Genomic DNA, 14,092 nt, shown 5'->3' on the forward strand with positions numbered 1-14,092 from the left:
GGAGAGTTAGCTCAGTTGGGAGAGCATCGCCCTTACAAGGCGAGGGTCATGGGTTCGAGCCCCTTACTCTCTACCATTTATTCCAAAGGTTTTCCTAATAGTCTAAGGACTATTTTTTTTATTTAATTTAACATTTAAATTATGGCATAATTATAAAATGATTAAAAAAGCAGGAAAAGATGCATGAAATGTTGTTAAACGTGGCAACATGTTCATGTTAGCTATTGGTTTATTATTAGGTACTTCTTTTAATGCGGTTGTAAGTTCTTTAGCTAATCATGTAATAATGGCAGCTATAGCTAAAGTTTTAAATACAGGTGGTTTAGAACAATGAGAAGTAAATGGTATATTTATTGGTAAATTTTTAGCAGCCTTAATATCATTTTTAATTGTTGCAATAATTATTTTTATAGCTTTATGAACAACATTTATAATAATTGAAGTTATAAGAAAAAATAAAGAAAAATTTTTTAAAAAAACCTCACAAGAATCTAAACAAATAGAAGAAACACAGACTGTAAAAGAACCAACGACAGAAGAATTAATTTTAGAAGAATTAAAAAATTTAAATAATAACATAACTAATTTAAAAAATTCAAAATAATAAAAAGGCATTTGAAATAAATGCCTTTTTATTAAATTAATTGATCAAAAATATCATCACCTGTTTCAGTTACAATTGGTAAATCTCAATTACGAGCGATTATATTTCCAGCTGTTCCTAAACCATTTACATCATTTAAAACTCTTGGTTTTTTAAATGATTTTGAAAAAATTGTTAGAGGTAATAATTCTCTAGTGTGATTAAAACCAGGATAAAGTGGGTCATTACCATGATCACTAGTCATAATTAATAAATCATCTTCATTCATTACATTAATTAATTTTGCTAATTTAGTATCTAAAGTTGCTATATTAGATGCATAACCGTCTACATCTCTTCTATGACCATAATGTGAATCAAATTGAACTAAATTAGTAAATATAAGACCTTGTGTTTCAGGATCTGAAGCTAATTTAATAGTAATATCCATTCCATCAGCATCACCTTGCGAAGGAAAATGTTTTGAAATTCCCTGCCCAACATAAATATCATTAATTTTACCTACACTAATAGTAGGAATATTATTGTCCATTAAAGAATTTAATATTAATTTTGGTGGTTTATTTGCATAATCATGACGATTAAAAGTTCTTACATATTTACCATCTTCTCCTGTGATAAATGGTCTAACTATAATTCTTCCTACATTTCATTCAGGTTTAGAAGAACAAATTTGACGTGCTAATTTACCATAACGATATAAGTTGTCTAAACCTATTCATTCTTCATGTGCGGCAATTTGTAATACAGAATCATTAGAAGTATAAACTATAATAGCTCCTGTTTCTTGTTGTTCTTTTGCCAATTCATCAATAATTGCAGTTCCAGAAGCAGCTTTATTTCCTATTATTTTTCTATTATCAAAAGCTTTTTCTAATTCAGCAATTAAATCAAGAGGAAAACCATTTTCAGCAAAAGTTGGGAAAGGAACATTAGTTTTAATTCCCATCATTTCTCAATGTCCTGCTAATGTATCTTTAGCATTAGAAACTTCTTGTACTCTGGCAACATATGCTTTCGGTTCTTTAACATGATAATTACCATCAAGAGTAGTAATATTTCCTATTCCTAATTTTTTTCAAGTATCAATATGGAAAAGAGCAGATTTAGAAGCAGATAAAATGGTGTTTGCTCCTTTATCACCAAAACTTTTTTGATCTCTATCTGGACCAATTCCAAGTCCATCAGTTACAATCATAAAAATTCTTTTAAATTTAGGCATAAATTCTCCTATAAATTTTCTAAATTATTATATTTATAATTATATTTTATTTTTTTCTTTTAAATATCTTTCCACTTCTTCGTTACAATCTTTAATTACAGCATCTATATCATCAAAAGAAGTTAACATTGAGCCAGAAGCTCTTTCATGTCCGCCTCCGCCTCATTTAATTGCTACATTTCTTACGATTGGACCATTAGAGCGATATTCCACTCTTATTCTTCCATCTTCTTCTTCTAAAAATTGTACTCAAAGAGGAAAACCAACAATATTACCTATGGAATTTACTCTAACACATTCATTAGGTTTTTTATTAAGTTGTTGAATAGTAGCGTAATTAATAGTAGTATAGGCTACTTTTCCAACAGTTTTTAAATTTGCTAATAAAATTGATTGCAATTTTAAATCAGAAAATTGTGTAGCTGCTAATCCTGAAAAAATTTTTTCAGCATCAAGATTTTGCTTATATAAATATGCTGCTAATTCATGAGTTCGTGCAGAAACATCATTAAATGAAAATCTTCCGCTATCAGTTACTAATCCTAAAAAAACATAATTAGCTGCTTTTTGGTTAAATTGTCAATTATTTTGAAAAGCTAATTCAGCAATCATTTCGCAAGCTGCTATTCTTGATGATTCCACTCACCGTGTACATTGATCTAAATCATCTTCATTAGGATGATGATCAATACGTATAGTTTCAGCAAAAAGATTTTTATCTAAAAGTTCTCTTGCTTCAATTCTTTCTTTAAAATTAGCATCAACTATTACAGCTAAAGATTTTTTTAAAATGTTTTCATTAGGGTATTGATCAAAATTAAATTTCATAAAGTTACTAAAAGCACCTTTACTATCTCCTACTGCATAAATTTGTTTACTAGGATAATTTAATTTTAATAATTCTTTTAAACCAAATTGACTACCTAAACAATCTCCATCAGGTCTAATATGATGAAAAATAACAATTGAATCGTATTTTTCAATTTTTTCAGTTATTTCTTGTCAAGAACCTATATGCATTATTTATTCTCTCAATCTATAATAGCTTGATTTAAATGTTTTAATACTTGTGGTATTTGTTCAAAAGAATCTAAAGTAATACCAGCAGCATTATCATGTCCGCCCCCGCCGTAAAGTTTAGCTATATTATTAACTTTAGGACCATTTGAACGCAATCTTCCTCTTACTTTACCGTCAGGAAGTTGAATAAAAAAAGCTCAACATGAATTATTTTCAATATTAGCTAATTCATTAATAAAACTTGCTGCTTTAAGATTATCAAAATTAAATTTTTCTAAAATTTCATTAGTTACTGAATAATATAAAACCCGGCCTTCCTTTTTAAAGTTTTGTAAAATTTCACCAATAAATTTTAAATCACTAATTGAACGTTTGTTTAATTCTAAATAAATAGAACCTGGGTTTAATTCAGCTTGTTCATATAAAAAGGCAGTCAATTTGTGTGTTCTAGCTGAAGTTTCCGCATACATAAATCTACCGCTATCTGTAACAATTCCTAAATAAATGTGACGAGCAGCTTTAGCATTAACTTTTCATTTTGCATCATAAGCAATTTGAGCGATCATTTCTGCAGCAGCTGCATAATATTCGTCAACTCATAAATAGTCATATTCAATATCGCTACCATTTGGGTGATGATCTATTCTTAAAGTAGCTGTTGTTTTTTTCTCTACTAATAATTGTGCTGTTTCGATTCTATCGCTAGATGAAGCATCAACTACAATACCTAAAGAATTATTAAAATCAATGGTTTCTATTTCATCATATTCATAATTCATAAAATTAAATACATTAGCATTATTACCTGGAGTAAAAACTTTTTTGTTAGGGAAATTTAGTCTAATTAATTCAGCTAATCCAGCTTGACTACCTAAACAATCTCCATCAGGTCTAATGTGGTGAAAAATAATTATATTATCATATTTTTCAATGGCATCAATTGCTATTTTTGATGAACCTATTATCATAAAAAATCTCCTTAAGTTAGATTAAAAATAATTACAATTAAATTATAGATTTAGATTAAAAAAATAAAACACATTTATATATTTTTAAATTTTTGTGTTTTATAGGAAATTTTAAAAACTCATTTTCAAAAATAACCAATAGCAACAATAAAAAAGAAAAAAACAATCACTATTAATATATTTAAAAAAATAATTAAAGCTAAATTAGAACCACTATAAAAAAGAGGTTGGGCAAAATTTAAAAATGAATATATGTATAAATTTAAATGTTTAAATAAATTAATATTAACTTGCATATTTATTTCTAATAAATTTTTAGTATCTAAAGCAATAAAAAATGTTATTAAAGCAAAAAAATAAAAAAGAAGAACAGGTATTGTTGCTAATCAAATTTGTTTTTGATTTATTTGCATATTCTTTTTATTAATAAATAAAATAATTAAACTTAATAAAGGATTTATTAAGTGAACCAAAATAGAAGATAATAAACCAATATCTTGATATTTACCATTTTTTAAACTATCAGGAAAAATTAAGATTCAAAAAACTATTAAAGTAATAGTAATAAATTGATTAGACATAAAAAGCATTTGCTTAATTAAAATGTTTTTGTTAAAAATTAAAAACATTATTAAAGCAACAACTACAAAGGTGTTGGATAAATAAGTAAATGTTGCTGTATTAAATCAAAATCTAGCTATCATTTGAGGTAATAAAATTGCATTTTTTTCAGATAAAAGATCATTTTTAGTTTCTAATTTTAAATTTAAAAAAGCATTGTTAATATCTTTTGTTTGATTTATTCAATTTGTAATTGCTGCCACAAATAAAGAAATAATAATAATAGAAGTTAAAATGAAAGTTATTTTATATGTTATTTCTTGTTTTTTAAATCAAGCAAAAATATTTATTAAATTTTTATTTTGACTTTTTGATCTCATGATAAATAAATACCATGCCTTTCATAATGAGTTAATAAATGTTGATAAATGAATGTATCTATTTCAATACTTACTAATTTAATATATTTATCGTAGTTGAATTTACAATAATAAATTAGTTCTAATATTTTACTACTTAAAAAAACATTTTGATTATGTTTATAGCATTCAAAACCGCCATTATAAAAATCAAAGTTAGAAATTTTTTCTCTCGAAGAACAAATATGACAACCATTAAAAATCGGTTCAATTCCTAAATCAGACAAACCTTGCATTAATAAGTAAGTTTTTACAAAATTTAACTCAGTACTTGATAATTGACTAATATGATTAATAATATTTTTATATTCAAAAAAAATTTTTGTTGTTTTATTAAAAGTAAAAGCATTTAAAAAATTACTTATTTTAATAATAAATTCTAATAAATCATTTCTTTTATAATCAAGAGTAGTTAATAATGTGGCTTTTTTTAATTTACTTAAACTATGAAAATAACGAGAAGGAAAATATTCTATGTTGATTAATTGACCTATAAGCAAATTAGCTCGATTTTTAGAATGAGCTTTATTTATGCCTTTGGCTAATAAATTAAAAATACCATTTTCTGACATTACTTTAATAATACAATCATTTTCATTAGCACTTAGATCATTTATTTCTAACAAGATAACTTCTTGAGTAATAACATTATTCATATATTTCCTTAGTTAATTTAATTATAGTATTATTTGGTAAAATGTTATAATTACTAAATTATTAGTAAATGACATTATAGGAGTATTAATGGATCAAAAACAAAATGAAATATTAGATTTATTCATTGATGTTTTATCTTCAACACCTGGTGTTGCACGAATTATAAAAAAAGATTTGAACAAATATAATTATTTTAATGATATTAATGTCGAATATAATAATGGAGTTTGAAATTTTACTGTTTCTTTAATTATTTTAGAAAATGCTAATTGTAAAGATATTTTAACATCAATAAGTTCCTTATTAAATTACAAACTAAAAATGAATAAAATGAAATTAGGAAAGTTAAATATTTTTATAGAAGGAATTAACAATGATTAAAAATATGGATGGTCAGTTATTTGCAGCTTTAGTTTTATCAGGTTCAAATAATTTATATAATAATAAAAATAAAATTGATGCTTTAAATGTTTTTCCTGTTCCTGATGGAGATACAGGAACTAATATGTCTTATACTGTAGAAGCTGCGGCAAAAATAATTACAAATTTAAATACTAAAAATTTATCTGAAGTTTCTTCAAAAATTGCCAAAGCTATGCTTTTTGGTGCTAGAGGTAATTCTGGTGTAATCTTAAGTCAAATTTTTAAAGGTTTTGCAATAGGTTTTGAAAATAAAGAAAGTGTTAGTGTTTTAGAATTATTAGAAGCTTTTAAAGCAGCTACTAATAAGGCATATTCATCGGTTATTAAACCAATTGAAGGCACAATTTTAACAGTGATAAGAGAAATAACAGAAAATTTAGAAAAAAATATTGATCAAAGTACTTCTTTTAATGATTTTTTTAGATTAGTTGTGCAATTTGCAAGAGTTTCATGTGATAATACACCAAATAAGTTAAAAGTTTTAAGAGAAGTTGGTGTAACTGATTCTGGTGGTGAAGGTTTATACACTATTTTAGTCGGCATGAATAGTGCATTAAATGGACAAAAAATAGAAATTTCCAGCGAAAATAATTCCATCGAAACTTTTGTTAGCGATAATGAAATTTATGAGGGCGAGTTTGGTTATTGCACAGAATTTATTTTAGAATTAACTAATAAAAATGAATTTGATAAAAATAATTTTGAAAAAAATTTAAAGAAAAAAGCTAATTCATTAGTTGTTGTGCAAGATGATGAAATTGTTAAAGTTCATGGCCATACTTTAAAACCTGGTGATTTATTAAACTACGGACAAAAATTTGGAGAATTTGTTAAAATCAAGTCTGAAAATATGACCAAACAAGCAACTGAATCTAAAAATAAAAATATTGTTCATAATAGTGATGATTCAGAAAGTGAATGTGCAATTATTTCATGTAATTTAGGATCAGGCATAATTGAAAGAATGATTAGTTTAGGAATCGATGCAATTATTGAAAGCGGACAAACTCAAAACCCTTCTGCTAAAGATATTATCGACGCGATAAATAAAGTAAAAGCAAAAAATGTTTTTATATTACCAAATAACTCTAACATTTTCTTAACAGCTCAACAAGCTGCAACAACTATACAAGATAAACAAGTTTATGTAATTAATACAAAAAGTCAAATTCAAGGTTTTAATGCTATTTTGAATTTTAATAAAGATGATAGTGCTAAAAATAATTTAGAAACCATTAATTCAGCAATAAAAAATGTTATTAGTGGGGAAATAACTCAATCAATTAGAAATACTAAATTACATGGTGTCAAAATTAAAGAAGGTGAATTTATAGGAATAGCAAATTCTAAAATTCTAACCTCAAAAAACAATTATTTAGAAGCAGCTAAAGAATTAATTAATAAAACAATAACTAAAAATAGTGAATTTGTGACTATATATTATGGTAATGAAGCTACAGAAGAGGATGCACAAGTTTTAGAAACATATATTAATAATGAATTTAATTTAGATGTAGAAATTGTTGATGGTAATCAACCCACGTATCATTTTTTAATAGGAATTGAATAATGAAAAAATTTAAAATAGCTTTTGATTTAAATGGTAATGATAATGGCATTAAAGCTGGATTAGTAGCTTCTAAAAATTTTTTAGAACAAAATAATAATTTCCATATTTATTTATTAGGCAATGAAGAAGAAATAAAAAATTTTTACAATAATAATTTACCTAACAATTTGACAATTGTTAATAATTCTTTAGTTTCTCAAGATAAAAAAAATTTAAGAAAAGCTTTGCACGAGAATACATCAATGAACATGGCAATTGATTTATTAGCTAATAATGAAGTTAATGCGGTATTATCTTCTGGAGACTCAGGTTTATATTTATCAGCTGCAACATTAAAATTAAAAAGATTACAAGGAGTTTCAAGACCGGCATTTATGCCTGTTATGCCTACTACAAAAGGCAAAAAATTTTTATTATTAGATGTTGGTGCTAATATTGAAACTAAATCAGACTATTTAGTTGAATGAGCAAAAATAGCTAATGTATTTGCTAAAAAAATTTTAAATGTTTTAGAACCAAAAATAGCATTAGTAAATATAGGTACTGAAGATTATAAAGGCATTGATATAATTAAAGAAGCTAATTATTTATTAAAAAATGAAGAACAAATTAATTATCTTGGTTTTGTTGAAACAAGAGATATTTTAAATTATACATGTGATGTTGCTTTGATTGATGGCTATGGTGGTAATTTAGTTTTAAAAAGTTTAGAAGGCGCTATTTTATCTTTTAAGGATTTATTAAAAAATAAAATTAAAACTAAATTTATAAGAAAAATTGGTTATTTATTTTTAAAAGGAGCTTTTAAAGATGTGGCTGAAACATTAGATTATCGTAATGTTGGTGCTGCTTGAGTAATTGGTGTTAATGGCGTGATAATTAAATCGCATGGTTCAAGTGATGACAAAGCTTATTTAGGAGCATTAAATCAAATTAAAATTGCTTTAGAAAATAATATTTTAGAAAATGTAAAAAAAGAATTAAACATAAATGATTAATCAAGATAAATTCAATGAATTTCTAAAAAAATATAATATAGAAATTAAAAATTTTAATTATTTTCAAGAAGCATTAACTCATAATTCTTACATTAAATTTCAAGCCAAAAATAAAAACATTAAAAACTATCAAACATTAGAATTTCTTGGAGATTCTATTTTACAATTTCTTGTTTCAGTATTTTTATATAAAAATCATAATGAATTAGAACAAGGTAAATTAACTTTGTTACGTTCTAAAATGGTAAATACCAAAAATTTAAATGAATTATCTCACGAATTAAAATTATTGGATTTTTTACTTACTGCATCAGGTAAAATGTCAATAGAAGTTAAAAAAAGTGAAAAAGTAGGAGCAGATATTTTTGAATCCCTTGTTGGAGCCATTTTTTTAGATCAAGGTTTGGAAAAAACAATTAATTTTTTAAAACAAACATTATTTCCTACAGTAAATAAATTTAATGTTGAAAATTTAAAAGACTTTAAATCACAACTACAAGAATATATGCAAAGTTTTTCTAAAAAAACTGTTAATTATCAAACTATTTCTATAAATAATGATCATTTTGAAGCAAAAGCAATTCATAATAATAATACTTATGGTGTAGGCATAGGTAAAAATAAATTAGAAGCAGAAGAAAATGCAGCAAAAAATGCGTTAGAAAAATTAAAAAAATAACTTGTTTTTAATAAGTTATTTTTTAAAAATTAAAATGCCGACATTTTTTCATTAAATATAAAAATTAATAAAATTAAAATTATTATTAAAATCAATAAAACACTTACAGTAGTTCATAAAATAATAGAAGATCATATAATTCTTTTTTTATTATTTTTCAAATGTTTATCTGAATGGTCAATTATATCAACAGTACTGTGATACAATTTTTCTTTATGTTCATCATACAAAAAATCTAATTCGTCTCTATGATAAATTTTTAATTTTTCAGCATCTATTATTGATGAAGATATAAAAACATCATTATCTTTTAAAACAATTTTATTTTTCTTTTCATTAATAGTGGTTTTATTGTTCATATTATTATGATAACAAAAATAAAATAGAAAGAAAATATTTAATTTTAGCATTTTTAAATTTCTTGTGCTAAAATAAATTTATGTCAAAAAAAGATCTTTATCAAATTCTAGGTGTTAACAAAAATGCTACACAACAAGAAATTAAAAATGCTTATCGTAAATTAGCAATGCAATATCATCCAGACAAACTAAAAGATGGTACAAGTGATCAAAAAATGCAAGAACTTAATGCTGCTTATGAAGTATTAAGCGATCCTGAAAAAAGAAATAATTATGACCGTTTTGGTAATGCTGATGGTCAAGCTAATTTTCAAAATATGGATTTTGGAAATTTTACAGGTGGTTTTAATTTTAGTGATATTTTCGGTGATTTTTTTAGTTCATTCGGTAGTAGACAAAATAGAAAAAATCATGGTCCTATCAGAGGTCAAGATATTGAAGTTGAAATGACTATTGATTTTTTATCTGCAGTTTTAGGTAAACAAATTAAGCAAACGCTTAATAAATATGAATTATGTTCTAAATGTAATGGTACAGGAGCACAAAATCCTAATTCAATACAAACCTGTAATAAATGTTCAGGCACAGGTAATATTCATGTTGAATTAAATACTCCATTTGGTAAAACTATAAGAGTTCAACAATGTACCAACTGCTATGGAACAGGAAAAATAATTAAAGAAAAGTGTACGAATTGTTATGGAAATATTTATATAGAAAAAACTAAAATAGTAACTTTTGATATACAACCAGGAACATTAACAGGGGATCAAATGAAACTGGATGGTTTTGGAGAAAAAGGACAAAACGGAGCTCCTTCTGGTAATATGTATATTTCTTTTAGAGTTAGAGAACATAAATTTTATAAAAATGATAGGTTAAATATATATGCTACTGTACCTGTTTCATTTTTAGATATCATTAAAGAAAATACTATTTTAATTCCATCACCTTATGGTCCTTTTGAATATAAATTAAAAAATAATTTAAGAGATAAAGATAGAATTGTTATAAAAAATAAAGGAATTAAGAAAGGTTCAAAAATAGGAGATTATATTATTACATTTAATATTATTTTGCCTAATTTTTCAAGTAGAGATTTTAAAAAAATGTCAAATCTTTTAATTGAATTTAATGATGATTCTAATCAAAATTTAATAAAAGAAGTAGAAAAAATTAAATAATGGATAAAGAAGAAAAACAATATACTTTAAAAAGTTTACATAAGAGTTTATTAAAACAAGATAAAAAATTTCAAGAAAATTGAGATTTTTTCGTTTCTTTTATTGATGAAAAAGAATTTTGAAAAAAACATGATTTTGAATTTAATGATTTAAATTTAAATGAATTAAAAGTTAAATATATAGAAAATCAAGAAATAGAAACTTTTGTTACTCTTCTTGATGAATATATTAATCAAACTTACAAGAAAAATAAAAATGAATTTAAAGATATCAATTATTCTTCTGATGAATTAAATTTTGTTTTAGAAGAATTAAATTGTTTAGAAAACGATGATTATATTGAAGATGATAAGTTTATAAATGAAAATAATAAAGAAGAAACTACTATTATAACTATTGAAAATAAAAAAATTAAGTAGTTTCTTTTTAAATAAAGTTAATTTTAAATTTTACTATTATAACTAAATATATAATATAAAATTAATATATTAAAGATTTAATAACATCATTTTGTTTATTTCTCTTTCAGGAGCTTTTATGAGAAAAATTAATATTGCAATTGATGGCCCTTCAGGAGCCGGTAAATCAACTGTTTCAAATGAATTGGCTAAAAGATTAGGTTATATTTTTGTTAATACTGGTAGTTTTTATCGAACTGTAGCCTATTTTTTATTACAAAATGAAGTTGATATTCTTAATGAAGAAAAAGTAGTGGAATTTTTAGATATTTTAAATTTAAAACACCAAATTACTATTGATGATAAAGAAAATATATATTTGGATAATAAAAATATTACTGCTGCAATTAGAGCAGATTTAATTTCAAAAGCTTCTTCTAAAATAGCAACTTATAAAAAAGTGAGAGAATTTGTTGTTAATACTATTCAATCAATTACTAAAACTAATAAAGGTTATATAATGGATGGTAGAGATACTACTTTTAGAATTATGCCATTTGCAGAAGTAAAAATTTTTTTAACAGCTTCATCAGAAGAAAGAACAAAGAGAAGAATTAAACAAAATAAAGAATTAGGTTATGAAACTAATTTTGATATTGTTTTAAAAGAAATTAAAGCTAGAGATTATCAAGATACTCATCGTGAAGTAGATCCATTACACAAAGTTAATGATGCAATAGAAATTGATTGCACTAATATGTCGTTTGAAAATGTAGTTGAAACAATAATTAATATAGTTAAACAAAAGGTTGAAAATGGCGAATAATGTTATAGCAATAATTGGTAAACCAAATGTAGGCAAAAGTACATTATTTAATAGATTAATAGGTAAAAAAGTTTCTATTACTTATGATCGTCCAGGAGTAACTAGGGATAGATTATATGAAAAATTAATTTGAAATGGCAAAGAAATTAGAATCATTGATACTGGTGGTATTGAAATTGAAAATAAACCTTTTCAAGAGCAAATAAGAACCCAAGCAGAAATTGCAATTGAAGAAGCTAATGTAATAATTTTCATGATTGATGGTACTGCTGATGTAACTAATGACGATTTAATGATTGTAAGCAAATTAAGAAAATCAAATAAACCAATCGTTATTGCAGCAAACAAAATGGAAGCACATATGAATGATTTTAATTATTCACTTTATTCATTAGGAATAGAAAATATTTTTCAAATTTCTGCGCAACATGGTAATGGAGTAGGTGATTTATTAGATAAATGCTTAAGTTATTTAGATTTAAGAGAAAATTCTGATGAAAAACTATTCAAATTAGCTATTATAGGACGACCTAATGCTGGCAAAAGTTCATTATTGAATAAATTGAGTAATAATAATCGTTCGATAGTTTCTGAAATAGCAGGCACTACTCGTGATAGTGTTAAAACTAAAGTAAAAATAAATAATGAATTATTTGAAATAATAGATACGGCCGGAATTACTAAAAAAAGTAAAATAGAAGATGAAGTCGAAAAATATGCTCTAATGCGCGCTATTTCATCTTTGGATGAATCAAATTTATCAATTATACTTATTGATTCAACAAAGGAATTATCTCATTTTGATTCAAGAATAATTGGATATGCTTTAGAAAATAATAAACCAATTATTATTGGCGTTAACAAGTGAGACTTGATAGATAAAAATTCTTATACTATTAATGAATATGAAAAAAATATGAGAAATAAATTTCATTTTGTTCCATGAGTGCCCATTATCTTTTTTTCAGTTAAAACTGGACAACGTTTAGATAAGTTAATTTCCATGATATTAAAAGTAAAGGAAAATTTATCAAGAAATGTTAAAGCCTCTATTTTATCTAATTTTATAAGAGAAACTCAAATTATACAACCTGCACCACCATATAATGGTGGCAGGTTAAATATATATTTTGTTAAACAAATAATTTCTGTTATACCTACTTTTACTTTTTTTGTAAATAACAAAAAATTTTTGCATTTCAGTTATGAAAGACATTTGGAAAAAGAAATTAGAAAAGTTTTGGATTTTACTGGTTGCCCAATAAAATTAATCTTTAAAAACAAAAATGGATTGGAATAAAAATTACTATAAAATTTATAGTAATTTTTTATATTTCATATTCAATGGTTTTTCTTTTTAATATGTTAAAAAAAGTATAAAGCAAAATAGGATCTTTGTAATTAGTTTTAGATAAATGTTTTTCTATCTCATTAATAGAAAATAACGATCCAACAATAGTAAATTTGTTTTTTTCTTTTCTTTGTTTTAATACATTACAAATAAATTCTAAAATAAATGGAAAGGTATTTTTAATTGAATTTAAATCATCTATTACTAGAACATCTAATTCAACAAATTTTTTTATTAATTCACTAGTTGATTCTTTTTGAAAAATTCATTCACTAATAAATTGTTTTCAATTATCATATTTTAAATATGCAGTTAATTTATATCTTCTAGCAAAATAATTAGCAATTGCTTGTAATAAATAACTTTTACCATTGCTTTTTTTAGAATAAATAAAAAGATCTCTTATTTCTTTTTTATTATCTAATATATTATTGTAATAATTTAAATTATTAACAATGTCTTGTTTATTTTTTCCATATTTATCTGCAGAAAAAATAATTTTGCTTCTCAAACAATTAGGATTTGGATTATCAATACTAGTAAATCTTAGCGATTTTTCTCTAATTAATTTACGGGAAGGTTGATGATATTTTTTTAATATTAAATTATTGTTTTGGTCTCTAAAAATTTGTATATTAAACATATCATGTTCATTATTATTTTTTTTAGAGACAATAGATATTAATTCGCCGGTATATTGTAATATTTCTGCATTAGTTATATTATATTTTTCAATTAATTTAGAAACAATAGGATCATTGTGGAAAAAATTTAAAATAATATCATTATAATATTCTGAATTGTTATTTAATTCTTGAAAAACAAAATCAGATACTTTGTTGTTTTTAGTCAT

General features: G+C 24.0%; 16 protein-coding genes and 1 tRNA gene. 10 read left to right on the forward strand and 7 right to left on the reverse strand.

The features are described 5' to 3' along the window. Both VBM87_RS00560 and VBM87_RS00565 read left to right on the forward strand, forming a co-directional pair. A tRNA-Val gene (locus VBM87_RS00560) sits at nt 1–76 on the forward strand. A gap of 81 nt (nt 77–157) precedes the next feature. Continuing rightward, a complete protein-coding gene (locus tag VBM87_RS00565) occupies nt 158–604 on the forward strand; it encodes an MscL family protein (protein ID WP_257075954.1) in 447 nt (148 codons plus the stop codon). A 31-nt stretch (nt 605–635) separates the two neighbouring features. Here VBM87_RS00565 and VBM87_RS00570 read toward each other — a convergent pair whose 3' ends face one another. The 5 genes from VBM87_RS00570 to recO form a co-directional block, all read right to left on the reverse strand. Beyond that, complete coding sequence (locus tag VBM87_RS00570; protein ID WP_323176917.1) at nt 636–1,826, reverse strand: phosphopentomutase; 1,191 nt, start codon at nt 1,824–1,826, stop codon at nt 636–638. Nucleotides 1,827–1,865: 39 nt separating this feature from the next. After that, a complete protein-coding gene (locus VBM87_RS00575) occupies nt 1,866–2,846 on the reverse strand; it encodes a bifunctional oligoribonuclease/PAP phosphatase NrnA (RefSeq protein WP_323176918.1) in 981 nt (326 codons plus the stop codon). Then, entirely contained in the window at nt 2,846–3,814 is a 969-nt protein-coding gene (locus tag VBM87_RS00580) for a bifunctional oligoribonuclease/PAP phosphatase NrnA (protein WP_323176919.1), read from the reverse strand. The genes VBM87_RS00575 and VBM87_RS00580 overlap by 1 nt, the downstream gene beginning before the upstream one ends. Nucleotides 3,815–3,888: 74 nt before the next feature. Further along, nucleotides 3,889–4,755, reverse strand: coding sequence for an MAGa3780 family membrane protein (locus tag VBM87_RS00585; RefSeq protein ID WP_323176920.1), 867 nt, complete (start codon nt 4,753–4,755; stop codon nt 3,889–3,891). Then, nucleotides 4,725–5,450: a DNA repair protein RecO gene (gene recO, locus VBM87_RS00590; RefSeq protein WP_323176921.1), complete on the reverse strand. Its 726-nt coding sequence runs from the start codon at nt 5,448–5,450 to the stop codon at nt 4,725–4,727. The genes VBM87_RS00585 and recO overlap by 31 nt, the downstream gene beginning before the upstream one ends. An 88-nt stretch (nt 5,451–5,538) precedes the next feature. Here recO and VBM87_RS00595 point away from each other — a divergent pair, with 88 nt between their 5' ends. From VBM87_RS00595 to rnc, 4 genes are read left to right on the forward strand one after another with little or no spacing between them, the layout of a single operon-like run. Next, a complete protein-coding gene (locus tag VBM87_RS00595; protein WP_257075964.1) occupies nt 5,539–5,832 on the forward strand; it encodes a hypothetical protein in 294 nt (97 codons plus the stop codon). Then, the gene (locus VBM87_RS00600) at nt 5,825–7,444 is read left to right on the forward strand and encodes a DAK2 domain-containing protein (protein WP_323176922.1); all 1,620 of its coding nucleotides are present in this window, start codon (nt 5,825–5,827) and stop codon (nt 7,442–7,444) included. Before VBM87_RS00595 ends, VBM87_RS00600 begins: the two co-directional genes overlap by 8 nt. Continuing rightward, nucleotides 7,444–8,442 carry a phosphate acyltransferase PlsX gene (gene plsX, locus VBM87_RS00605; protein ID WP_323176923.1) on the forward strand — a complete coding sequence of 333 codons (999 nt, stop codon included), beginning with the start codon at nt 7,444–7,446 and terminating at the stop codon, nt 8,440–8,442. The genes VBM87_RS00600 and plsX overlap by 1 nt, the downstream gene beginning before the upstream one ends. Beyond that, nucleotides 8,435–9,121, forward strand: a complete 687-nt coding sequence (gene rnc, locus VBM87_RS00610) for a ribonuclease III (RefSeq protein WP_257075968.1) — start codon at nt 8,435–8,437, stop codon at nt 9,119–9,121. Before plsX ends, rnc begins: the two co-directional genes overlap by 8 nt. Before the next feature lie 29 nt (nt 9,122–9,150). Here the strand turns inward: rnc and VBM87_RS00615 are convergent, their stop codons facing one another. Beyond that, the gene (locus VBM87_RS00615) at nt 9,151–9,480 is read right to left on the reverse strand and encodes a hypothetical protein (protein WP_257075970.1); all 330 of its coding nucleotides are present in this window, start codon (nt 9,478–9,480) and stop codon (nt 9,151–9,153) included. A gap of 80 nt (nt 9,481–9,560) precedes the next feature. Here VBM87_RS00615 and VBM87_RS00620 point away from each other — a divergent pair, with 80 nt between their 5' ends. The 4 genes from VBM87_RS00620 (at nt 9,561) to der (ending at nt 13,188) form a co-directional block, all read left to right on the forward strand. After that, on the forward strand, nt 9,561–10,664 hold the full coding sequence (locus VBM87_RS00620) for a DnaJ C-terminal domain-containing protein (RefSeq protein ID WP_323176924.1): 1,104 nt from the start codon (nt 9,561–9,563) through the stop codon (nt 10,662–10,664). Continuing rightward, entirely contained in the window at nt 10,664–11,083 is a 420-nt protein-coding gene (locus VBM87_RS00625; protein WP_323176925.1) for a hypothetical protein, read from the forward strand. The genes VBM87_RS00620 and VBM87_RS00625 overlap by 1 nt, the downstream gene beginning before the upstream one ends. 118 nt (nt 11,084–11,201) lie before the next feature. Continuing rightward, nucleotides 11,202–11,888 carry a (d)CMP kinase gene (cmk, locus tag VBM87_RS00630; protein ID WP_323176926.1) on the forward strand — a complete coding sequence of 229 codons (687 nt, stop codon included), beginning with the start codon at nt 11,202–11,204 and terminating at the stop codon, nt 11,886–11,888. Further along, nucleotides 11,878–13,188: a ribosome biogenesis GTPase Der gene (gene der, locus VBM87_RS00635; protein WP_323176927.1), complete on the forward strand. Its 1,311-nt coding sequence runs from the start codon at nt 11,878–11,880 to the stop codon at nt 13,186–13,188. Before cmk ends, der begins: the two co-directional genes overlap by 11 nt. Nucleotides 13,189–13,216: 28 nt before the next feature. Here der and VBM87_RS00640 read toward each other — a convergent pair whose 3' ends face one another. Continuing rightward, nucleotides 13,217–14,092, reverse strand: coding sequence for a DnaA ATPase domain-containing protein (locus tag VBM87_RS00640; protein WP_323176928.1), 876 nt, complete (start codon nt 14,090–14,092; stop codon nt 13,217–13,219).

Origin of the sequence: Mycoplasma sp. 744 (genome assembly GCF_034863305.1) — a bacterium.
Classification (GTDB): domain Bacteria; phylum Bacillota_I; class Bacilli_A; order Mycoplasmatales; family Metamycoplasmataceae; genus Mycoplasmopsis.